Genomic DNA, 22,454 nt, shown 5'->3' on the forward strand with positions numbered 1-22,454 from the left:
TTAGGGTATGATGCGGTGTCGCGAGAGGGAGAGGACGGATGAAGCGAAAAACAAAAGTCACGATGAACGATATTGCGCGGGCGGCGGGGGTGTCGCAGGCGACGGTATCGCTGGTGCTCAACCAGTCCCGTAACATCAAGCTCAGCGACGAGACCCGCCAGCGGGTGATCGGCGTGGCGACCGAGCTCGGTTATGACCGCCTGCCTGCCATTCACGCCCCGCGCAACCAGGAGGAAATCGCCCTGCTGGTCAGTTCCCTGCAAAGCTTTGATCCCTTTATCGATGCCATCAGCCAGGCGCGGGAAGCCGCATGGCGCAACGAAGCGCTGCTGACGGTGTACGACTACGGTGATGACGTAGAGCTGGCGCTGAACATTATCCGCCAGCTGGAGAAGCGCAACTGCGTGGGGATTATCCTCGCCTCCCCCGTTACCACCCTTGTCGACATGACCGCTTTTCAGGACTGCACCCGCATTCCACTGGTGCTGCTCAATCAGCGCGACCCCGGTTCGCCGCTGCTGCCGTCGTTTATTCCGGACGACTACGCCAACGCCTTCCAGGTGACCAAACACCTGATCGCCTGCGGTGCAACGCGTATCGCCCACATCACCGGCGAGAGCTGGATGGAGGCCTCCCGCCAGCGGCTGGCCGGCTATCAGGCCGCTTTACAGCAGGCCGGTTTAGCCTGTGACGAGAGTCTGGTGCGCCAGACCAACTGGCAGTTCAGCGAATCCTTTACCGCCACCACCTCTCTGTTGTCGCTGGTCGAACGCCCGGACGCCATCTTCTGCGCCAGCGACTGGCTGGCGATCGGCTGCTATCAGGCGCTGGCGGTAAACGGCGTGCGCATCCCGCAGGATATGCTGCTGGCGGGCTACGACGACCAGAAGATCTCCGAGCAACTCACCCCACCGCTGACCAGTATCCAGCTCCCCTACAGCGAACTGGGACGGCTGGCGGTGGAGTACCTGTGCAATCAGGAAGATGCCGCCACCCACGTGACGCTGGCGGGCAGGCTGAAGGTACGGACATCAAGCCTCGTCTGAGGTGAAGACCATTCCGGCATAGGGTTTCTCCCGGCACGCCGCCAGCCGCGCGGCGAGGCTGCCCACGTGCAGCTCCAGCTTGTGCCCGTCCGGGTCGAGAAAATAGAACGATGCCCCCTCACTTTTGTTCTGCTTCCAGACGGTAACGCCTGCCTGCTCCAGCTTGTGCGAGAACGGTTCAAAATCTTCCGTCGCAATGGTAAACGCGTAATGGGTATAGTCGCTCTCCTGCGGCGGCACATACTGGCGCGCCTCGTCGTACGACAGGCAGACCCACAGATCGCCGCAGGTAAGATAGGCCCCGGTATTCCAGCGGGCGTGCAGCGTCAGCCCCAGCAGCTCGTGCCAGAAGGTAACGCTTTTTTGCAGGTCGCTGACCGCGAGGGTCAGATGGTTGAGTGATTGCAGCATGACGTGCCCTTTTGTTTTTTGCGCCAGACGTGGTACGGTAACTTTATGAACATAAACCACGCCGTGCTCACCGTAAACCGCTGGTGGCTGCCTTCTTAAAGGCGGCACGGAGTAGTTTTCCCCATTTTCAGATAGCCGCCGAAAGGCGGCTTTCACATTTCTAAGACCCCTTTCGGCACTTGCACATTAAGGAGTCTTTATGAACGTTCAAACCATCCTCACCGGCGACCGCCCAACCGGCCCACTGCACCTGGGCCATTTCGTCGGTTCGCTGCGCCAGCGCGTGGCGCTACAGCAGACGCATAACCAGTATGTCTTGATTGCCGACCTGCAGGGGCTGACCGACAACGGCAGCAACCCACAAAAAATCCGCGACAACATCCCTGAAGTGCTCGCCGACTACCTCGCCGCCGGCATCGACCCGAACCTGACGACACTCTGCCTGCAGTCCGCCCTGCCCGCTCTCGCCGAGCTGACAATGTTGTATATGAACATCGTCACCGTCGCCCGCGTCGAGCGTAACCCGACGGTGAAAAATGAGATTGCGCAGAAAGGCTTTGCCCGCTCGCTGCCGGTCGGTTTTATGGCCTACCCCATCAGCCAGGCGGCGGACATCACTGCGTTCAAAGCCGAGTGCGTCCCCGTCGGCGACGACCAACTGCCGATGATTGAGCAGACCAATGAGATTGTGCACAAGATGAACAGCCTCTTGCCTGCCCCGGTGCTGCGCCACTGCAAAGCGATGCTCAGCGACACCGGCCGCCTGCCCGGCATCGACGGCAGCGCCAAGATGTCAAAATCACTGGGCAACACCCTGCACCTTTCCGCCAGTGAAGAGACGATTCACCGTGCGGTCAGCGCCATGTACACCGACCCGAACCACCTGAAGGTGAGCGACCCGGGGCAGATTGAGGGAAACGTGGTGTTTACCTACCTCGACGCGTTTCATCCGGACAAAGCCAAAGTGGCAGCGATGAAGGCGCATTATCAGGCGGGCGGACTGGGTGACCGGGCATGCAAGAATGAGCTGGAGGCGTGCCTGCAGGAGCTGATTGCACCGATGCGGGAACGGAGGGCGATGTACATGCAGGATAAAGGGGAGCTGATGGCGATGCTGAAGCGCGGGACCGAACGGGCGCAGGCGGTGACGCAGGGGACGCTGAAAGAGGTGAAGGTTGGGCTGGGGGTGCCGGTGTTTTGAACTCGCGATTACAGTCGTCTTCTCCTCAGTCGGCGCCGCATCTGTGGCCTTCACAACCAGAGCCACCGCACTCTCGCAGCAGTGGCGGCGGTAGTAAGTCTGGAGGGATAGCGTCAGGGGATATCTCTACGGATGCGGCTAGCCGCCCTGCTCAATGGTCTGGACGGCGCTGATATCCAGGATGAGAACAAAACATGTTCTCATCCTGTTTAGCCCTTTTTCACCTCGTAATCCGGTAGCGAGAATCGAGTGATAAAGGTATTAAGTGCGTTGGTATCAGGTAGCGCGGTCAGCGCCCCTTTGCGCGTTGTCGCGAGGGCACCGCAGGCGCTGGCCTGAGCCATGGCCTGGTGGAGTTGTTCAACATTCTGCGGCATCCCGCGATGTGCAATCCAGGCCAGCAACCCTGCGACAAACGCGTCGCCAGCCCCGGTTGTATCAACACTGTTGACGGTATAACCGTCGAAATGAATAACGCTGTTGCGCCACAGCACCATGGCACCTTGCTCACCGTAGGTCACGACTTTGAGTTGCGCGGGCAGAGCATTGAGAGCGTTAAGCGCATGGGAAAAATCGTGAGAGCCGGTCATCCAGTGCCACTCTTCTTCCGAGAGTTTAAGAATGTCGGCCTGGGCGGCAAAATGGCGCACCGTCTCGAGCATTTCATGCTTATCGGGCCACATTTGCTCCCGTAAATTCACGTCGAAACTCAGTAATCCTCCACGCTGTTTTACATGGTTGATGGCGGTGACGAGCGTATGACGACACGTTTCGGCGACCAGGGCCAGAGAGCAGAAGTGCAGAATATCGTCGCTAAAACCGGGCAGCGCATCGGGCGTTAAAAATTGATCCGCGGAAGGGTTGGTTAAAAACGTAAATCCACGCTCGCCAGCGCGGCCCAGAGAGACCAATACCGTGCTGGTTCTGTGCTGATTATCCAACTGCAGACTTTCGGTTGAAACGCCTGCGTCAGACAGCGTTTTCTTCAGAAAATAACCAAAGTCATCCTCACCGACCCGGCCAATAAAACCACTCTGGCAGCCCAGACGCGCAGCGCCAATTGCCACATTGAACGGGGCTCCTCCTGCGCAGGCCTGATATTGCATGTCTGAAAGCGGTAGAAGATCCACCACTGCATCGCCAAGAGTCCAGATATTCATGACATTTCCTCAATAATAATTAACTTTTTAAATGCGACCTGCGGGAAGGTCAGTTTTTTAATAGCGCTTAAGCGTGAACAGGTGCCATGGATTATCCAGGCATACGGGTTAAAAGTTATAATCCAGCATCAGCTTATATTCGGTGGTAACAGCCTCACCGTGGGTCACCCAGCTTCCGTCCTGTTTTATCAACGAGCCAGTAACTTCTCCGGACACGGTAAAGCGAGAGGTCAACGGATAATTCGCCGATACCTTCAGGAAGCGGTTGCGGGTATTCTGGAAGACTTCGCCATCTTCAGGCTGCGCATTGTATTTCTTATAATGGCCATACCCGCCGCTGAGCGTTGTGGATAATTTCCCCCAGTTGCGCCAGACGCCGACAGACGTGGTCCAGCTTTTTTCGTCAATATCGCCCCACTGCGCCCTGTCTAAAATGGCAGAGGCAAATTGCTGGCGGAACCAGACGCCGGTGGTGTTATTAATAATATATTGCACGCCAGGCTCAATCTGAAATGAACGCACGTCGCGGTCATTTTGCGATCCACCGCTGCGGCGGTGATCGATCTGCTGATACAAATAGTTAAAGAATGAGAAATTGTCCGTAACCCGAAGATCGGTAAAGAACTTAACGCGGCCTTGCCAGCGGTCCTCGATTGAGGCGCTTCCACCCATGACATCCCAGCCATAGCGCAGACGTTTGTAAAAATATTCATGGCCGATGATCAACTGAGTCCACTGGTTTTGGCTGAGGTAAGACTGATCCTCCCACGTCCCGTTATAGTGGGTGGTTCTGCCCTCAGAAAAAGCCAGATACCAACCGGGTAACGCATCGTGTCGCATCACGCCTTGTACAAACGTCAGTGAATCATTCCCGTTGTGGAAATGGCTGTTACGCCAGTTATTGTCCTCAATGGCATATTTCATCTTCAGTTGGCCATGAACGCGGCCACCGGCAGGATTGGAGGAGCGGGCTGAGGTCCACATAACCTCTTCATCCAGATAGGACCACGGGTCCACGGCAACAACCTTTCCCGAGGGGTCCTTCATGATGCTCATGCTCGCATTCGCCAGCGCGGGAAACAGAAGAGCAAAAATAACAGACAGGGCATGATAGTTTTTCATAATAATATCCCGTTAAATCATTTCTTTTATTTTCAACGTCGCGTGAAAATGGTCGTTTTGAGGCAGGCTAATACTCCACGGCTTCTCCTGCATGGAATACATCCGGGTACTGAATGCCGCTTTATTGTTTATATAAAAAACAGCAATTGAGTTTTGAATGAGAACGCGTAACTCAATTTTTTCCCCGATCGGAACATCCACCCAGGATTCCGCGTTAGCCTGATGAATCGACGCGAGCGGCGCGTTGAAAAAATAGACTTTTCCTTTGCTCTTATTGAACACAACGTTCAGCATCGCATCACTGACTCTGTCGTCGGTCAGACCAAAGCTCATCACCATTCCGGCAGAAGGAACATCAATGGTTGCGCTCAACTCACCACGTTCAGGCAAGGCCGGGTACAGCGCCGACTGTAAGGGGCCGAACGACGTGGCCGTTTTAAGCGTTTTGGTGCTCGTTAAGGTGGTCACCGGACCAGGATTCTCACTGATGACCTGCTGAAGCTCCTGGGGCAGGATGCTGTTGAGCTGGCCCTGCTCATCTGCGGTGAGCTCATGAGCAACCAGATTCCCTGCCCAGTCAATGTTGCCGCTGTCACGGTTACCGGCTTTCGTCGGGATCCAGCCGAAAACAAACAGCCGATCGTTTTTGAGTACCAGTTTACCCGCGTAAAAACCCGAGCCGTCGACCACATAATTGCCCAGTTTCCGCCACGGCCCCTCCGGATTATCCGCAACCCGGTATTGTGTCAGGCGTAACGGCCATTGATCGCTAAAGCTGAGATACCAGCGTCCGTTGAAGTAAACCAGTGTCGGGCATTCGAGGTTGGCATTGCTGGTGATGGTGTCGTTATCAAAAAATACGCCGCGATCTTCCCAGTGCGTTAAATCCGTTGAACTGTACCGGGCAATAACCCCACGACCGTTACTGCGCGTAGTAATTAACATCCAGTATTCTTTCTTTTCCTCAATCCAAACGACGTGAGGGTCCCGGAAATCATTACCCCGATAGTTACCGCCGGGTAAAATGGTGTCTTGCGGGTGTTTCACCCAGTGAAGGCGGTCCTTGCTGGTCGCGTGCATAATAGACTCAACCGGGAACACATTTTCATTGTGCGCGGTGTACCAGGCATGCCAGGTATCGCCTACTTTAATAATCGAACCGGTTCCCAATAACAGTTCAGGATCGTCAACGTCGTTAACGTAGGGGATCACTTCGGAATGGTTCTGATAATCATACAAGTTGGCACTCGATAAGAGATGAAAAGCATGTACCCCCAAATCGCTGCCGCCGCGGACATCATTAAGATAATAAATATCAAATTTGCCATCGTTAAACACGGGCATAGGGTCGCCCACAAATGAACCGTCAACCCGCGGGAAAAAGCCATTAATATGGGTGATACTTTTATTCTGTAATGTTTCTTTCGAAGGCTGCGACCAGGCAGGATTATTGCCGAGTGAAAGCGCAAGCAGCGCGACAGATGCCGCGACTATTAATTTTTTCATGCTACACCTGAATGTCAGAAGTTATAATTCACGCCAACCACGGTAAACGGGTTCCATGAGTGACCGGTCGATGTCCAAAGCCCGGTTTCTTTCGTAAATTGTGCTTTGAATTCACCGTATAATCGCACTTCACCAAATACCGGATAACTCAGCGTGCCACCGATAAACTTATACCGACCGTCATAGAAAACTTCGCTGGCATTGCTGGCGTTATCTATTTTGTCCTGGCCAAATCCAACATACAGGGAGGTTAATAATGGATACCAGTTTCGCCAGAGTCCGGCCGTGACTTTCCATTCTTCTTCGACAATATCGCCCCAGCTCTGACGCTCCTGACGGTTATGATAATAATAGGGTCGCAAATAGAGTCCGAGATCCGGATTCACGCGGTATTGAATGGCTGGCTCAATTTCGAAAATGTACTGTTCCAGATCGCCATTCCCCGGTTCGTTCCCCTGAGGCTGGTATTCGCCATACGCGTATCCGGCCAGGCTCCATTTGCTGGACAGTCGCAGGTCCTGCCAGACTTTGAACCGGTTTTTCCAGCGTTTCGTTGCCGTTTCGGAGCCGACCATAACTTCCGTACCGATATTCCCTCGCCAGGTTTCGAAAATATGGCCCACAAAAAATTCATTGATGGTATTGGTGCCTTGATAGTCCTGATTACTAAACTGTCCTTTATAACTGTCTTCTCTGGCATTCCAGAAACCGAAATACCAGTTAGGCAATTCATCGTGCCTTAAAAAAGCCTGAATGGTGGCGAGTTTAAACTTGCCGCTGTTTTTCTTATTATTGCTCCAGCGAACATCGTCAATTTCTATCTGAGACCCGATGTTTCCATGCAGGCCACCCACTTCCATATTACGACCGATACTGTTCCAGTGAACCGGTGGATCTTCCTGCCTTAAACGCAACAGACTGACGTCTTCGGGGTTATCCCCTTTAGGACGCTTTTTCACTTCCGCTTTTTTATTCTCCGTTTGCGCCGATAACGTCACGGGCTTTGACGAGGTCGTGAGTTCAGGTTTTTGACCTGCAGCAACCGGAGAAGACGAAGCACGAAGGGACGATTGTTCTTTGCCGTTATTGGCTGATGATACACTCGTACCGTTGGTGTCTGATTCATCCTGAAAATAGCTTTGATAGTTTCCTGTAACGTCTTCAGCAATGGCAGGAAATGCCGCTAATGTCACCATTAATGCCAGCGTCTGTTTTCCTGGAACAAATATGTTTTTATCTTTCGCGGTAATGCAATTTTGAGGTATTACGCTTTCATCCATTTTGCTCTCTCATTATTCCAGACAATAACATGCCAGCCAGAGACTGGCAGAAATAAAAACTCACCCTGCAAGAAACAGGTCGGAACGGAGAATTATTTATCTAAAGACCAGTATCCCGCATCGTATAATGAGGCCACACCCTGATGTGCAAACAATGAAATATCGCGCTCGCCCGGCTGCGGATAAATACGACTGCTTAAGCAAGCGTCACCATCGTTAACAAAAACTTCCACCGATGAGCGGTCAATAAAAATTCGCAGTGACAGAACGCTGTCTGCTGGCAGCGGAATACTGCGCGTGCCTTCCAGCGAATATTCCGGATAGCGACGCTCCACCACCAGACGCCCGGCCTGATCGTCGACGTAAATTCTCAGCCCGTCGCCCAATGCGATACCAAACTGTTCAGCCGTCGATGCGCTCAAATCCCATGCCAGCTGAACTTCGACCGCGTCGGCATCTGCCGCGACAAGGACGTTCTGATTGTTCAGGCAGCGGACGGGCGTGGGATAATAGCTGCCACGCAGCGCGGTCACTTCGGCAGCCGGTTTCATTCTCACCCGGCCATCGACAAGGCTTAATTCGCGTGGAAGCGAGAGCATTCCGGCCCAGCCATCCTGCTGTTCGGGCATCGGTGATTCCCACATATCGAGCCACCCGATGACAATGCGTCGGCCATCCGGGGTCACGAAACTCTGCGGGGCATAAAAGTCGTGGCCGTGGTCCAGCTCAGTAAATTGTCCGCTGTGGGTGAACGGTTGACCTGGCTGCCAGTCCCCAAGTAAATAGCCACTCTGGAACAGGTTGCGATAGTGATACCCTTCCGCCGCCATGCCCTGCGGCGAGAACATCAGGACACGCTTCTCTCCCAGGGTAAAGAAATCCGGGCATTCCCACATAAAGCCCTTGCCTGCATCAGCCTCGGCGAAAATACCTTCGTCATGCCATTCGCGGAGATCGGTGGAACGGTACAGGCGCACCTGGCCGGTATTTTCCACGCGGGAGCCGACAACCATGTACCAGAACTCACCTTCGCGCCACACCTTCGGATCGCGAAAGTGATGCAGTCCGGGCGGTGTATCAATCACCCTGCCGTGCCGTTCAAAATGGATGCCGTCACGACTGGTCGCCAGACACTGCACCTGGTAGAGGTTGTCGTCTGTGTCCGACGGGCCGTGAAATTTATGTCCGGTGTAGATGAGCGCCAGCGTATCGCCGTCCACCACGGCGGAGCCGGAGAAACAGCCGTCTTTGTCCGCCGGGCCTTCTGGTGCTAGCGCGACGGGCAGATGTTCCCAATGCACCAGATCTTTGCTTCGGGCGTGCCCCCAGTGCATCGGACCCCATTTCGGGGAATAGGGATGGTGTTGATAAAAGGCGTGATACCAGCCGTCAAACCATACCAGGCCATTAGGATCATTCATCCAGCCTGCGCGAGGGGCGAGGTGATAGCGCGGATACCAGCGCGGATTAATCCCGGATTGTGCTTTTTCAAGCACCTGTTCAGCCAGTTCTAATAAGGATGTCATCGTCTTTATTCTCAGTACATTACACAGCGTTTTGCTGCAGAAAAGATGGCTCAGATGAGGATTTAGTTGAGCGCAAAAGGAAAATGGAAATAAACGTGGTGCTGAATACCATGATGCCCATGATCAGATAGGATTGGGCGAAGCCAAATCTCTCATAGCTAAAGCCTGCCAGCGGGGACAAGACGGTGCCAATGACGGAGCTGGTGCAGGCAAATCCCACCAGATAAATGGTGGAGGAGAGACGTTTGTCGAAATTCAGGCTGTTGTATTTAAATATGGCGACTAACAATATTGGCAGTTCGACCGCGTGAAGCAGTTTGGTAATGGAGATAAGCAAGGGGCCTTCCACCAGCCCGGAAGCAATCATGCGCAGCGCCATTACCATACCTGCGAATATCAGACCATTTTTAGCGCCAATGCGATTAACCAGCCACGGCGCACAAAACATACCCGCGGCCTCGAGAAAGACCTGGAAAGAGTTTAAATAGCCAAACATCTCGTTCCCTTCTCGTAATGTCGGGAACTGTGACGAGAAATAGACCGGGAATTGCTGATCGTATACGCCGTAAATGCAGGTTCCGACCACGAAGAATATCAGCGCCCAGAAGCGCGGCAGAGTCAGCAGACGCAGGGCGTCCTCCAGAGAAACTTTTTTAGCGCCAATTTCGAGTTTCTCCATGCTTGCCGGCGCGGCCACCTTTAAGCGGGCCAGCAGACAGAAGAAGATTAACCCTGAGCATGACGCCACCAGGAAGTTAAGGTCAGGGTTGATATTAAACAGTAACCCGGCAAAAAACGTGGCGACCGCCCAGCCCAGAGACCCCCACATGCGTGCCCGCCCAAACTCAAAGGTACTCTGACGCGCAACGCGCTCGGTATAGGACTCCAGAACGCCGATACCGCCATTAAACGTCAGCCCGATAAATAAACCCCCGAATACGCTGCCCAGCAGAATATTAACGCTCAGCAGGTAGCTAAAAAGCAGATAAGCCGGGCCGGAGAGGATCAACAACGCGGTGATAAACCATAACAAATGTTTGCGCAGACCGAGTCGGTCCTGGATAAAGCCATAACAGACCTGCGCGAAGAGCGCGGAGACAGATAACACGGAAAAAATAATGCCGGTTTCCGATGCCTTTAGCCCCACTTCCTGGTGAAGCCAGATTGAGAGAAGTGAACTTGATGAGGACCAGGTCACAAAGAAAAAGAACAGCAGAGCGCTGAGCAGCATGTAACTTCGAGTAGGCCGTTTTTTCATCTACGTAATCTCGCAAGAAGGATATGCTAAGATGGTAACGTTAACATTTCAGGCGTACACTCGATTTTGATGTGATACTCGATGTTAATCACAAAAGTTAACGTTAACATTAATGTGTTGAGATCGCGCTCAAACTTTTGAGTGTGACTTGCGTAACCCTGGGTGTCGGTGCCTAGAATAGGACATTCGCATTGGCTCACAACACCTTACCGGGTCGAATGCATTCAGATAATGGAAAGCTATGGCGTCTTTAAAAGATGTGGCCAAACTGGCCAATGTATCGCTCATGACGGTTTCCCGGGTGCTCAATGACCCGAAACGCGTAAAGCCTGAAACCCTGTCCCGGGTGCAGGAGGCGATCCTGCAGTTAAATTACGTGCCTGACCTCTCAGCCCGGCAGGTTCGTCGTGTCGGCTCCCGGAACAAAACCATCGGCGTGCTGGCGCTGGATACCGTCACCACCCCTTTTTCGGTAGAAATCACGCTATCTATCGAAGAAACCGCACGGGCGTACGGCTGGAACAGCTTCGTGGTGAATATGTTTACCGATGATAACCCTGACGATATTGTCGACCTGCTGCTCGCCCACCGGCCCGGGGGGATCATTTTCACCACCATGGGGCTGCGTGAAGTGAGCATCCCGCCCCGACTACTGGAGCACCCTTGCGTTCTGGCCAACTGCGAGAACATGGGAGAACCGGTTGCCAGCTATATACCTGACGATGAACAAGGCCAGTATACGGCCGTACAGGCCTTGCTGGCGGCGGGATACAGCCGCCCTCTCTGCCTGCATTTACCTGTCAACCATCTGGCGACGCGTCGCCGCCGTCAGGGGCTTGATCGCGCCTGCCGTGAAGCCGGTATCGATCCTGATACGCTTGAACACTGCTATATGCAATTTGGCGATGAGCACTACCGGGATATTCCGGAGATGCTGCTGGCGCATATCGTTCAGGGGAAACCGCAATTTGATTCGGTCATCTGTGGTAACGACCGTATTGCCTTCATGGTGTATCAGACGCTGTTAACGCAGGGGATCCGAATCCCACAGGATATTGCCGTTCTTGGCTACGATAATCTTGTCGGCATCGGAAATTTGTTTTTACCCCCGCTATCCACGGTCCAGCTGCCGCATTATGAGATTGGGCGCTTAAGTACACTGCACATTATCAATGGCGACACCCACCGGGATAAGGTGCTGGTCGAGAGCCCCTGGCTCAGGCGCGAATCCTGCTGAGCAAGAGAGGCCGAATACCGACGACCTTTTGACAGTCACCTGGGGACATTATGCAAAACGAATTTTACTGGATAAACGAACCTGCCGAATGGCATAGCGAGAACAACACGTTATCGGTCGTGACCGACGACCACACCGATTTCTGGCGCCATACGTGGTACGGATTCGAGCGTTTCTCGGGCCACATCTACGCGACTGACGCGGCAGGTGATTTCACGTTTCAGACTAACATCCGCGCTGAGTTCAGCACGCTCTATGACCAGGCGGGAATCATGCTGATGTCGGACGAGCAACACTGGCTCAAGGCCGGGATTGAATACAATGATGGCGCGCCGGCCATTGGCAGCGTACTGACGTTACAGGCCTCCGACTGGGCAACCGGTATCTTCCCGGGTAACCCCCGGGAGTTCTGGCTTCGCCTGACCCGCAAGGGAGACGCGTTGCGGTTACAGTACTCAGCAGACGGGCTGTCGTGGCCTTTGCTGCGTTTATGCCATTTCCCGTCGGGGCCAGTGAAAGTCGGTGTCATGTGCTGCACGCCTGAACGCAGCGGCTTAGCCGTCGAGTTTAGTGATTTCAGTCTCGCGCCGGCCATGGATAAAGCGCTGCACGATCTCAGCTGATTTACATCGCGCCATCCGGTTCTACGATCCGTTGATGGCGCAGCCTGAGCTTCCACCTGGATCACACTTTTCCCCCCCGACCATTCCCTTAAAATAAACAGGTGATATTATTCACCCCGTAAATACCTCTCAACTCAACCCGAGGCTTTGATGCTGGAGAATGTCATCATCCGATAATCAGCTCCCCGACCTTTCAGGCCGGACTGATTATCAATGCGCCGAAATCGAATGCGGACACCGCGGTGTGTTTGCACGTTTTGCACATGATGATTAAACAGGTTTTCCAGTATGAATTTATCCCGTCAGGAACAACGTACCTTACACGTTCTCGCCAAAGGTGGACGTATTGCGCACGTCCGCGATAGCTCAGGCCGCGTCACCGCCGTTGAATGCTACAGCCGCGAAGGGCTGTTGCTCGCCGACTGCACGCTCGCCGTCTTCAAAAAACTCAAAACCAAAAAGCTGATCAAGTCCGTCAACGGTCAGCCCTACCGCATTAACACGACCGGGCTGAACAGCGTTCGTGCCCAGCCAGATAATCGTTAAGGAGAGGATGATGGATATCCCACGTATTTTTACCGTCAGCGAAAGCGAACACCGCATTCATAACCCGTTCACCCCGGAAAAGTACGCCACGCTGGGCCGCGTGTTACGCATGAAGCCAGGCACGCGCATTCTCGATCTCGGCAGCGGCTCGGGGGAGATGCTCTGCACCTGGGCGCGCGATCACGGCATTACCGGCACCGGCATCGACATGAGCCGACTTTTCACCGAACAGGCAACGCGCCGTGCTGATGAACTCGGCGTCAGCGAGCGCGTGCGTTTTATTCATGACGATGCGGCCGGATACGTCGCAGATGAAAAATGTGATGTGGCGGCCTGCGTAGGCGCCACCTGGATTGCCGGCGGCGTCGCCGGAACAATGGCGCTGCTGGCAAAAAGCCTCCGGCCTGGCGGGATGATACTCATCGGTGAACCCTACTGGCGTCAGGTTCCTGCGAGCGATGAGGTAGCCCAGGCCTGCGGCGTCTCGTCCATCGCAGACTTTCTCACCCTGCCCGACCTGGTCGCCTCGTTCGACGCGCAGGGCTATGACCTGGTGGAAATGGTCCTCGCAGACCAGGAAGGCTGGGACAGATACGAAGCGGCGAAATGGATGACCCTGCGTCGCTGGCTGGCGGAAAACCCTGACGATGACTTTGCACAAGAAGTTCGGGCGGAGCTGACAATTGCGCCCAAACGCCACGTCACCTACACACGAGAGTACTTTGGCTGGGGGGTGTTTGCGTTGATTGCCCGATAGCCTGAAACAGGCGGTATAGCCTTAACGACTATACCGCCTTCACGCATCAGGTATTAAGGCGGCTCAGAATAATATGAACGCGGATTCCGTCACGTTTACCCGCGCTTAATCACCGGGATATCGCCCGTATCATTTAACGCCCCTGGAAATGTTTTTAACCACTGAGCGACTTTTTGTTTATTGATATTCACCACACTCATCCCTTCCAGGCATCCCCATAATTCTCTTGTATGCTGCGGCGTGATCACAATACAGTCTTTCATCACCCGGATTTTAACCGGCATACCGCTGATAAACCCTGCTCGTGTTAGCCAGTCTCCCCCCAGCGGAAGATATTTATTATCTATCCGGGCATAGAGTTCACAGCAGGCAGAGCTTGCTTCCGGCGTTTCTGCGCGGGGATGAACAGGCGCGGCACTGGTCTGGTTGCCGTGAAGTCGGCGGGTACTGTTTTTGCGTACCAGCTCGCGGTTTTCAATCATGCCGGTGAAAGCATCTGATTCTGTTTTGCAAACCGTAAACTCTGGCATAAAATTCGGCGCAGCCATTTTCAACTCCTTTTCAGTTGCTTGTGGTTAGCGGTATGGGGGTGTTGCAGCACCTTCATATCGCGTCTCGTTGTAAATAATTCCTGTGAAACTCACTCTGCCGTTCGGCGTTATTTCTGATGCGTATTATACCAGGCTGAATATAAATACAGCGGTTTTGGGTGGGGTAAATTTGGAATTTGCGAGGGGGATTCAGGAAAAAGGTTAGCATGCGGTAAGGTCATGTTTTTGCTGATTGCGGGTTGATTGGTCTGGGTTTTGCGAGCATCATCGCAATTATTTACCTTCTTCCGTAACGCGATGGCTTCCAGCAAAACACTCGAACAGGCAATTGCCGACATCACCATCTGGCGCAAAGGCGAACAACGTGCGCCACATAAACCCTTATTGCTTCTGTACGTGCTGGCGAACTATCAGCAGGGGCATGCACGATTGTTTGACTACGGTACCGAGGTACATGCTCAACTGCTAAGCCTGTTAGAACGCTTTGGTCCAGACAGGAAAGAACATTACCCGAACATGCCCTTCTGGCGACTCAAACGGGATGGATTCTGGGATCTTGAGAACAGTGAACTCTGTTCCACCACTGGCAGCAAACAGCCACCGGTAAAAGAGCTTGTTGAACATAAGGTCGCTGGCGGTTTTGATGAAGAACACTATGCGCTACTGAGAAAGAACAAGAAGCTGATCGGCTCGCTGGCACAGAAGATCCTTGAGGCGCATTTCCCGGAAAGCATCCAGGAAGAGATCGCAGATGAGATGGGTTTTGATATTCAACAGATCCGTAAGGTTCGCGATCCGTTGTTTCGCCAGCAAGTGCTTCGCGCCTATAACTATGAATGTGCAATCTGCGGATTCAACATGCGACATGATAACACCTCCGTTGCGCTTGAAGCCGCGCATATCAAGTGGAAACAGTTTGGCGGGCCGTGTGAAATCCCGAACGGGCTGGCGCTGTGTGCAATTCATCATAAAGCGTTTGATAAGGGATCGATTGGGCTGGATGACAGTTTGCGGGTTCTGGTGTCTGAGGCGGTAAATGGCAACGGGAATGGGATTGTAGGAAGACTGTTCTGGGATTTCGCCGGGAAGCAGATAGCACTGCCAATGGTGAAAGGGAATTATCCAGGGGAGGGGTTTGTGGAATGGCATCGGAGGGAGGTGTATAGGGGGTGAGTGCGAAGGCCGGACTCGAATTTCACACCTAATAGACTGATATCAATGTAGTTTATAGGCAGGGATAAATAGTTATACCCGCACTTGTACCCACAAGTTAAAATCTGTATAAAAAATAGACCTTACTAATGGGTATAAAGCCATATCAGTAGAACACCGATATGGCTATCAAAGCAAGGTTCAGGCAGGTAGGAAAGTTTTCTTTAGAGGCACCAAAAGTTTGGTCTCGATATCGACTTGCTCATAGTTCTCAATAAGAGCACGGACGAGATCATCAAGCGTCCAGAGCGTCAGTGGTATCGTCGAACGATCGGCCTCATAGCGAGCATCTTTTGTAAAACCACCGGTACTGACATAAAGCCCGCGATCGTCTTTATGGCGACCGCCAATAAAGCTACGGATCTGTTGGCTTCCCATTTGCTCCCTGCGATGTTTTACCTCAACGATAATACGTGGATTTTCAAAGCCGAATCCATCAGGTGAAGCAATGATATCTTTACCCCGATCGGCTCCCGCTGGTGAAACCTGCGTTTTATAGCCCATACTGCGTAAAACTCCGGCAACCAGATTTTGCATCTCGTCCCAATCAAGAGAGTTGATGCGATCTTTGATACCCTCAAACGCCAGCATTTCCATATCGCGGAGCGGATCAGAAACGACCTCATCTTCATCTATTACAATTGGATTCTGAGTAATTACATCTGCAGTGGGTTTCTTATCCTGCAAAAGCTCTTCTAGAGCATATTCTGGAAGCTGGAAAACCGTCAGCGTGGAGCCCAATGTGTTTTTGGTAGCAACAGACAATCGATCGCGATCGATTTCTTCAGTATTCCATTTTACCTGTCGAGCGATTCCCATCCCCTCTTCCACCCATTCAGGGTGGTACTGGAAATCAGATGTAACTTTACCTAGCAGATAAGTACGGTTGGCTGGCGAATAGGTAATAACCCAATCACCCTTTTGGATTTCGTTCACAAAACGCCAGACCTGCGATGCACCAGAACGCGCAGTACCCAGCTTTGTTAATGGATCTGCCTCCTGGTATAAGGCGAGTAACTGAGCTCGGGACAGGCCGGGTTTGACTAATGGAGCCAGCTGAGACCAGCCGATGCCTACAATTTGCTTATCGCGAAAATCGTCATAGAGCTTGCCGCCGTCACCACGGATCATCCACATTCTGTTGCCCATAGCCGTCCCTTCATGAGGAAAAGAAATTATGCTGGATCATAAGCTTGTTCGTAGTATGCGTCAAAACCATCAACAACGACGGCCCAGCATTCCCGGATTGTGCTTGCGATAATGTGCCCAGTTAAAATTACAGCTTCAATTTGCATGATGTTTCGTCCATATAAGTAAAAGCACCAACCAGCATCGGCAGGTGCTTTTTGGAGTGAGTAAATAAGTAAGACTGCAATGTGAATCAGGGAGGCTATTCCCAATGTTCACCGTGCCGCGCTAATACGATTTCTTTTTAATAAACCAGTTGCCTGTCGCGCCCGCAGAATATCGACCGCCCGCAGATATGGGGACTGTTCTTGCCAGTTGAATCCCCTGCGATCAATACGAACCAGCCCGTACTTTTCCACCAGAAAATTAACGGCATCGGCCAAAGATATACCGGCATCGATATGTTCCTGAATTACCGTTTCATCACTGAATGGCGTGTCGTTGAGTGTCAGGCCATAATGTTGTTCCAGCAGGCGTGCAAGCAGCATTTGCCACACTGCCACGGGCGACAGACATAGCTTCGCCGCCTGCGGAGTTGTTGCAGGTAGAGTTTTCATATTTGCTCTTGTGGAGTTAGTTAACGTTGAGTGGGGTAAACGGCGATGTATACGTAGCCGTAACTGCCAAGGGTATCGGCTTCGCAGGTGAAACCATTGTGGTACAGGGTGACACAGTGGGCATGGCGAGGATTCATTTCACCAGTAGTCAACATCGACTCCATCTGGCTGATAAAATGTGGGAATGCCACATCCAGCTTAAGACATTCTGCTTCGCTGAACTTACCGGTGATACTGGCCCGGTCAGCCAGATAGTGCAGCCGGTTTCCCTCCTGTACCAGACGAGCGCCAAAGCAAGGTGTTACATTACGATTCAGACCCCACTTGAGAAATGAATCGTTCTCTGAGTCAGTAGATTTCATTGAAGTGCCCTCATATCCAGCCTCGCTCTGCAAACGACACAATTCCATCTGAACCGATAACCAGATGATCGAGAGTGTTCACATCAACCAGTGCCAGCGCTTCTTTAAGCCTGCCCGTAATGTTGCGATCACATTGGCTGGGCTCCGGATCACCGGATGGATGGTTATGCGCCAGCACAACAGCAGCAGCATTGAAGCGAAGCGCTGACTTCACCACCTCACGGGGATGGACCTGGACATGGTTAACCGAACCGGCAAATAGCGTTTCACTCTCCAGTAAACGGTGCTGGTTATCGAGATAGAGCACCATAAACACTTCTCGTTCTTGTCCTGCCAGCTGTAACCGAAGCCAGTCACGGGCAGCCGTGCTTGAGGTAAAGGACATGCCGGGCTGGCGCAGATATTTATCCAGCAGGTTGATAGCACGTCGAATGGTCCGTTGGGCATAAGGTGTCAATCCGGAGGTCGCGGGGAGCAGGCAACTATGCTGGGCCATAACCGCCAGCGGAAAGAGTTCAGGCTGCGATGACTCTGGGGATAATACAGTATTCATGTCAGGCATTCCTTAGTCGATAAGATGCATAATGGCGCTGCATTCCGGATGGTTTAGCGCGTAGTCGCGTAAGCGATAATAGTGTCCAGTCATAGCGTCACACTCGGTGCGACAGGCGTGGTGGTTGTAAGCCATCAGACAGGCGACCATCCCTGCAGCTTCACTGGTAAGCTCTGCGCCATTGCCGTTCATGCTGTTGAAGAATGTCCATTTCTCACCGTCGGGCTCTGGAACCATAAATGCTCCGCCGTTGCTGAGTGTATAAAAACTCCAGACGCCGCCGCTGTAATCAGCACACAGCCGATCCATCCAGGCGAAAATGCGAGGTTCAAGGGTTATCCATTGTGGGATGGAGCCAAAGTGCTGCGGCCAGAAGCCGATGCGTAACTCGTCCGGGACCACTGAGGCAGTAATTGCGGTATGCTCCGCGAACTGATGATTTTGTGTATTCATTAAACTATCTCCTTATGCCGGAACGGTTGTTTAACGCCCGAAAAACTCGAGCATGTTTTCTGCCATCACCCACAGGGCGCGATTGAGCTTCACATCGCCATCAATACCGGTAACAGCACGGGTGCGGCTGCTTTTCCCCTGTGCGGTTCGCCCTGACAGACCACCTTTCATCAGGTTCTCCTGCACGCGCTGGTAGACGGTCCACAGGTCATCGCTGTAGTCCTCCCGGCGACGTGGGGTCAGCAACTGCGATACCGTGACCGGCTGGTGGTCCTCACCAAATCGATACTTCAGTGCAGCATTCGCCAGTGCGTGACGGGCGGGTACAGGTAGCGCCAGTGACTGCATTGCATCGCGCTTCTCCTCCACCCAGTCAAACACCCCGAGCACTTCGTAAGCCCCTTCAATCACCTTCTCAACGACATTGCCTTTATGTGGCACCCGTACCTCCCCGAACGACTGACCGCAGACCAGGCCGTTGGTACAGACGCCACGAAATAGCCCCGGCAGCATCTGGTAGCTTGATGAGCCGTCGTGGCTGTTAAGCAGAATGATTTCCGGTACCTGATGCCCGGTAAGTTGACCGGCACGACGCAGGCGAAGCATGTGTTTGGTGTGTTCCCGCTTGCTCTGGTCACGGACCTTTGTCTGGCAGGCAAAGAACGGCTCAAAGCCTTCACGCTGCAGGCTTTCGAGGATGGTGATGGTCGGGATGTAGGCGTACCTGTCTGAACGAGATTCATGCTTGTCACTCCCGAACACGCTGGGTACATGACTCATCTGCTCTTCATGGGTCAGAGGCCGGTCACGGCGTATCTGGTTTATACGACCAAAGCGGCTGGCTAATCGCATAGCTAACTCCTTATCTGATAATGAATTAAAAACAAAAAGGCCATGTTCCCGAAGGAGCATGGCCTGTTGCTATCTGGTGTTGGTATGTTGTGGGGTGGAGAGGTCTGAAATGTAAGTAACTAATCGCTGTAGTGTGTGGTCCGGCACTCACTGAGGTCAGACAGCTCTTTTTGCGTATTCTTCAGACCCGGACTGAAAGTGCCTACTTTTTTATCGCTGACATAAACATCGAAATTTGCTGCCTGCCCCAGTGCGTCAATAAATGACACCCAGGCATTATCGCCATTCCTCCAGCCGAGGGATGAAGGTAATGAGAACTGACTGTTATCAATGACGACCGTTATTTCCGTCCCGTCGTCATGAGAACTTACTGATGTTCCATCTGGCAGAGTGAGATCAACACCATGTTGCAGAATATTCTGCGCATCCGGATTGCCAGTACAGTTCAGATTAAACACCATCTTCTCCGGGCTGGTAATGATATATTCGGTCACGCCCATCCCAAAACCACTCGTCCACATATTGGGAATAGCCTGTGCTGTTGATACAGAAGCCAGCATAGCTAATGTAAATATTACGTAAGGCAGTCGCATAATGTTGTCCTCAAATCATGTAATAAAGCTTTTGTTGTTTAAAACAAAAAGTAATGAAAAAACAGTTGGATTATTTTATTTGTTTGTAGCGAAACGCTTCTTTCCCGGCATAAATCCCGACAAGATCGTCATAACGAGGGTCCTTTTTATTCGGGCGGAACGTTACTTTCATATCGGGACTGCACATTTCCTTCATGGTGAGATTGAATTCTTTACCTGGCGTAATGGTATACCCTGTTGCCACATCGTCTTTACTGGGAGTAATCCACCCCCATATTCCCCCCGGACAATCTCTGGAAGGTTTCGAGCGAACAACAATAAACCATCCCATTGAATCTACCTCCGTCGCTGTACACAGTTTTCTGACCTGTCGATGGGCATCACACCAGAATATATTCCCACTTTTATTATTCACTGCCGCAGGCAGGAATCCGCTATAAGGACGTGCTGCGTGAGCATTACCTATGATGAGTAAGGGGAACAACATGACTGGCAGTAAAGACAACAATTTCAATATTTTCATTAGATTAACCTTACATTCAATTGTGGAGACCATCTCTAATCAGTTTGTCCGGATTGCCCCCGATTTTCTGATGGAGAAAATGAATTCAGCGACTGCTGAATAAAACGGAAATGAGGTAAGGCAGAGATAAAATGCTTATCCTCCGACAACTGATAGAGAAGCTCACTGCGAATAAATGTTTCCCGGGATGGCCTTACCAGATGAATCTCATCCAGCCGGAAGACACGTAATTGCCTGTTATGTTCAGCGACAAGGTACCAGTAACCGTCAAGGGCGATTAGCCGGTAAGGTGCGATGGCCTCATGACGCTCCCCTTCAGTCAGAATGGTGATGCGCTGACATCCAGAAATAGCTCTGACCAGCCTGTAGAAGCAGAGCTTTCCTGCCGGGGGATGAGGTCTGTCCTGATGCCATACCAGACAGGGTCGATCATCACAGTCCAGCAGGCTGCTGACCAGTCGCCGGTCAAAGCCCGGGAAAACCCCGGCCAGCCCCGTGCGGTGAGCAAAGGTCAGAATATCTATTTCCTGCCGCGTACTGTGAATATCCGAGCGCAAACTGCACTGCCCCTGGTAATAATCCAGGTCGAGATACATCAGACGTTCCCGAAAGTCACGACGTAACGTGCGCTCTGACACCCCGAATTCAGTTGCCAGTTTGCGAATAAACAGAGTTTCACCGGACACCAGGCGGCTGATAATCAACGACAACCTGACGGCAAGCCGGTCATGTCGCCGCTCCTGAAGCGTCATGAAAGATTTCTCCTGCGAAGTTAACTCTCTGAATTAATAATGATTACTTTAAAGGAAGGGGTGGACAGGGTATGGACAACATCGGAACTATTTTTTATGCGCAGTCCGGGCTTGTGAGCGCTCGTCTGACAGATAATGATGCTTCGCCTGATTTAATGGATGATAAAACGCAGTGGAAAGGACGTGTCCACAATCAACACATCATTAACAACCCGTTCATCATTCGCAGAAAAAATTGCGATATCAGAAGAATATCCAGTCCCAGACGGCCCGTGCGACCGACACCACCGCATCACGCACGCTACGAATCACCGTTTTCAGCGATGCAGGCATGAACGAAGATGATTCTGCGGTATCGAAAACCCGGCCCACAGCTTCGCCGAAACTGTCACGGGCCTGCGACTTTACCGGCTCTGTGCAGAGTCTCCCGTGCAGTTGTGTCACCACCGGACTGGTGGCGCGGTCAGGCAGACAGCGCATCATGGCTGCCACCATCTCCTCAATGCCCCATCCAGTGCGGGCTGACACCACGCAGACCGGATGATGCGGTTTAAACATCGCCATAATCGCAGCCTGCTTCGCTTTAAGATTTCCCAGTTGGTGCGGTGAAGGCTTGCTGGTGAGAGTATCCCATTCATGACAGGGTTCGATTTTGTCGGCCTGGTTAATCACAAACTGTACCTTTTGCCTGTAAGGTTGCATCACACCGTGCCAGAACTGCTCGTCCACGGTCAGAGCCCGATCATCGGCCTTAATGACCCACAGCACCAGGTCCAGCTCCGGCAGCATTCGACGGTACAGGGCACGGTATTCGTGATCCCGCCACCCGTTTTCACCTACCCCCGGTAAATCGACAATCACCAGACTGTGACGACCGCTGCGCAACCGGAAGCGCAGTACGTCGCGAGTACAGGAATTCACGTCACTCACCGGGGACACCTCGCCCCGGAAAAGTTCGTTGCAGAGAGAGGATTTACCAGCACCACTTTTGCCCATGATGCCAATCACCGGCTCGTAGTGAGTCAGGTTCTGGATACGTTCAAGAATAAGCTGGCGAAGCGTGCGCGGAAGCGACGCAAGCGGTTGTTCAAAGGCCTGAAGGCCATCAGGTTTATTCATACAGTAGTCTCAGCGTGAAAAATTAAAAATCCCGCGTTCCAGTCAGGAAGGCGGGGATTCACTGAG

General features: G+C 52.5%; 25 protein-coding genes. 7 read left to right on the forward strand and 18 right to left on the reverse strand.

Annotated features, from left to right (window positions below):
- Positions 1-38: 38 nt before the first annotated feature.
- Complete coding sequence (locus BJ887_RS13110; protein WP_032679553.1) at positions 39-1,046, forward strand: LacI family DNA-binding transcriptional regulator; 1,008 nt, start codon at positions 39-41, stop codon at positions 1,044-1,046.
- Here the strand turns inward: BJ887_RS13110 and fosA are convergent.
- Positions 1,032-1,457 (reverse strand): FosA/FosA2 family fosfomycin resistance glutathione transferase, encoded by a 426-nt coding sequence (gene fosA / locus BJ887_RS13115; RefSeq protein ID WP_032679775.1) that lies wholly within the window; start codon positions 1,455-1,457, stop codon positions 1,032-1,034. The two genes, BJ887_RS13110 and fosA, sit on opposite strands and share 15 nt — an antisense overlap.
- Positions 1,458-1,656: 199 nt before the next feature.
- Here fosA and trpS point away from each other — a divergent pair, with 199 nt between their 5' ends.
- Positions 1,657-2,658: a tryptophan--tRNA ligase gene (gene trpS, locus BJ887_RS13120; RefSeq protein ID WP_032679552.1), complete on the forward strand. Its 1,002-nt coding sequence runs from the start codon at positions 1,657-1,659 to the stop codon at positions 2,656-2,658.
- A gap of 209 nt (positions 2,659-2,867) precedes the next feature.
- Here trpS and BJ887_RS13125 read toward each other — a convergent pair whose 3' ends face one another.
- The 6 genes from BJ887_RS13125 to BJ887_RS13150 all read right to left on the reverse strand — a co-directional run bounded on the left by BJ887_RS13125 (position 2,868) and on the right by BJ887_RS13150 (position 10,510).
- On the reverse strand, positions 2,868-3,818 hold the full coding sequence (locus BJ887_RS13125; RefSeq protein WP_032679551.1) for an aminoimidazole riboside kinase: 951 nt from the start codon (positions 3,816-3,818) through the stop codon (positions 2,868-2,870).
- Between the two features lie 108 nt (positions 3,819-3,926).
- On the reverse strand, positions 3,927-4,940 hold the full coding sequence (locus BJ887_RS13130) for an OmpG porin family protein (protein ID WP_020885345.1): 1,014 nt from the start codon (positions 4,938-4,940) through the stop codon (positions 3,927-3,929).
- 12 nt (positions 4,941-4,952) lie between these two features.
- Positions 4,953-6,446 (reverse strand): glycoside hydrolase family 32 protein, encoded by a 1,494-nt coding sequence (locus BJ887_RS13135; protein ID WP_121339954.1) that lies wholly within the window; start codon positions 6,444-6,446, stop codon positions 4,953-4,955.
- A 14-nt stretch (positions 6,447-6,460) separates the two neighbouring features.
- Positions 6,461-7,726 (reverse strand): OmpG porin family protein, encoded by a 1,266-nt coding sequence (locus BJ887_RS13140; RefSeq protein WP_014168438.1) that lies wholly within the window; start codon positions 7,724-7,726, stop codon positions 6,461-6,463.
- Between the two features lie 92 nt (positions 7,727-7,818).
- On the reverse strand, positions 7,819-9,252 hold the full coding sequence (locus tag BJ887_RS13145; RefSeq protein WP_121339955.1) for a glycoside hydrolase family 32 protein: 1,434 nt from the start codon (positions 9,250-9,252) through the stop codon (positions 7,819-7,821).
- Between the two features lie 19 nt (positions 9,253-9,271).
- Positions 9,272-10,510 carry an MFS transporter gene (locus tag BJ887_RS13150; protein WP_014168436.1) on the reverse strand — a complete coding sequence of 413 codons (1,239 nt, stop codon included), beginning with the start codon at positions 10,508-10,510 and terminating at the stop codon, positions 9,272-9,274.
- A gap of 241 nt (positions 10,511-10,751) precedes the next feature.
- On the opposite strand from BJ887_RS13150, the gene BJ887_RS13155 reads away from it, so the two are divergent.
- The 4 genes from BJ887_RS13155 (at position 10,752) to BJ887_RS13175 (ending at position 13,673) form a co-directional block, all read left to right on the forward strand.
- Complete coding sequence (locus BJ887_RS13155; protein WP_020885349.1) at positions 10,752-11,747, forward strand: LacI family DNA-binding transcriptional regulator; 996 nt, start codon at positions 10,752-10,754, stop codon at positions 11,745-11,747.
- Between the two features lie 50 nt (positions 11,748-11,797).
- Complete coding sequence (locus BJ887_RS13160) at positions 11,798-12,370, forward strand: DUF1349 domain-containing protein (RefSeq protein WP_032679548.1); 573 nt, start codon at positions 11,798-11,800, stop codon at positions 12,368-12,370.
- A gap of 288 nt (positions 12,371-12,658) precedes the next feature.
- On the forward strand, positions 12,659-12,916 hold the full coding sequence (locus tag BJ887_RS13170) for a YjhX family toxin (protein WP_014168433.1): 258 nt from the start codon (positions 12,659-12,661) through the stop codon (positions 12,914-12,916).
- Between the two features lie 10 nt (positions 12,917-12,926).
- The gene (locus tag BJ887_RS13175; protein ID WP_040018526.1) at positions 12,927-13,673 is read left to right on the forward strand and encodes a cyclopropane-fatty-acyl-phospholipid synthase family protein; all 747 of its coding nucleotides are present in this window, start codon (positions 12,927-12,929) and stop codon (positions 13,671-13,673) included.
- Between the two features lie 95 nt (positions 13,674-13,768).
- On the opposite strand, the gene BJ887_RS13180 is transcribed toward BJ887_RS13175, so the two are convergent.
- Entirely contained in the window at positions 13,769-14,221 is a 453-nt protein-coding gene (locus tag BJ887_RS13180; RefSeq protein ID WP_074147066.1) for a SymE family type I addiction module toxin, read from the reverse strand.
- Between the two features lie 300 nt (positions 14,222-14,521).
- On the opposite strand from BJ887_RS13180, the gene BJ887_RS13185 reads away from it, so the two are divergent.
- Positions 14,522-15,397, forward strand: a complete 876-nt coding sequence (locus BJ887_RS13185) for a phosphorothioated DNA-binding restriction endonuclease (RefSeq protein WP_121339956.1) — start codon at positions 14,522-14,524, stop codon at positions 15,395-15,397.
- Positions 15,398-15,577: 180 nt separating this feature from the next.
- Here BJ887_RS13185 and BJ887_RS13190 read toward each other — a convergent pair whose 3' ends face one another.
- From BJ887_RS13190 to BJ887_RS13235, 10 genes are all read right to left on the reverse strand, one after another.
- Positions 15,578-16,585 carry a restriction endonuclease gene (locus BJ887_RS13190; protein WP_000528271.1) on the reverse strand — a complete coding sequence of 336 codons (1,008 nt, stop codon included), beginning with the start codon at positions 16,583-16,585 and terminating at the stop codon, positions 15,578-15,580.
- A 254-nt stretch (positions 16,586-16,839) separates the two neighbouring features.
- A complete protein-coding gene (locus BJ887_RS13195; protein WP_001616568.1) occupies positions 16,840-17,181 on the reverse strand; it encodes a TA system toxin CbtA family protein in 342 nt (113 codons plus the stop codon).
- Between the two features lie 20 nt (positions 17,182-17,201).
- Positions 17,202-17,543: a type IV toxin-antitoxin system YeeU family antitoxin gene (locus tag BJ887_RS13200; RefSeq protein ID WP_053274373.1), complete on the reverse strand. Its 342-nt coding sequence runs from the start codon at positions 17,541-17,543 to the stop codon at positions 17,202-17,204.
- Positions 17,544-17,553: 10 nt separating this feature from the next.
- A complete protein-coding gene (gene radC, locus BJ887_RS13205) occupies positions 17,554-18,096 on the reverse strand; it encodes a DNA repair protein RadC (RefSeq protein ID WP_096002210.1) in 543 nt (180 codons plus the stop codon).
- Positions 18,097-18,108: 12 nt separating this feature from the next.
- Positions 18,109-18,549, reverse strand: a complete 441-nt coding sequence (locus BJ887_RS13210; protein WP_121339957.1) for an antirestriction protein — start codon at positions 18,547-18,549, stop codon at positions 18,109-18,111.
- A gap of 30 nt (positions 18,550-18,579) precedes the next feature.
- Complete coding sequence (locus BJ887_RS13215) at positions 18,580-19,401, reverse strand: DUF932 domain-containing protein (RefSeq protein WP_121339958.1); 822 nt, start codon at positions 19,399-19,401, stop codon at positions 18,580-18,582.
- A gap of 119 nt (positions 19,402-19,520) precedes the next feature.
- The gene (locus BJ887_RS13220) at positions 19,521-19,994 is read right to left on the reverse strand and encodes a hypothetical protein (RefSeq protein WP_121339959.1); all 474 of its coding nucleotides are present in this window, start codon (positions 19,992-19,994) and stop codon (positions 19,521-19,523) included.
- Positions 19,995-20,064: 70 nt separating this feature from the next.
- Positions 20,065-20,517, reverse strand: coding sequence for a hypothetical protein (locus tag BJ887_RS13225; RefSeq protein WP_121339960.1), 453 nt, complete (start codon positions 20,515-20,517; stop codon positions 20,065-20,067).
- 35 nt (positions 20,518-20,552) lie between these two features.
- Positions 20,553-21,269 (reverse strand): YafY family protein, encoded by a 717-nt coding sequence (locus tag BJ887_RS13230; protein WP_087696569.1) that lies wholly within the window; start codon positions 21,267-21,269, stop codon positions 20,553-20,555.
- A 243-nt stretch (positions 21,270-21,512) separates the two neighbouring features.
- Positions 21,513-22,388 (reverse strand): GTPase family protein, encoded by an 876-nt coding sequence (locus BJ887_RS13235; protein ID WP_049594267.1) that lies wholly within the window; start codon positions 22,386-22,388, stop codon positions 21,513-21,515.
- Positions 22,389-22,454 lie beyond the last annotated feature (66 nt).

Origin of the sequence: Enterobacter sp. WPR_3_1 (genome assembly GCF_003635055.1) — a bacterium.
In the GTDB taxonomy this organism is placed as follows: Bacteria; Pseudomonadota; Gammaproteobacteria; order Enterobacterales; family Enterobacteriaceae; genus Enterobacter; species Enterobacter ludwigii.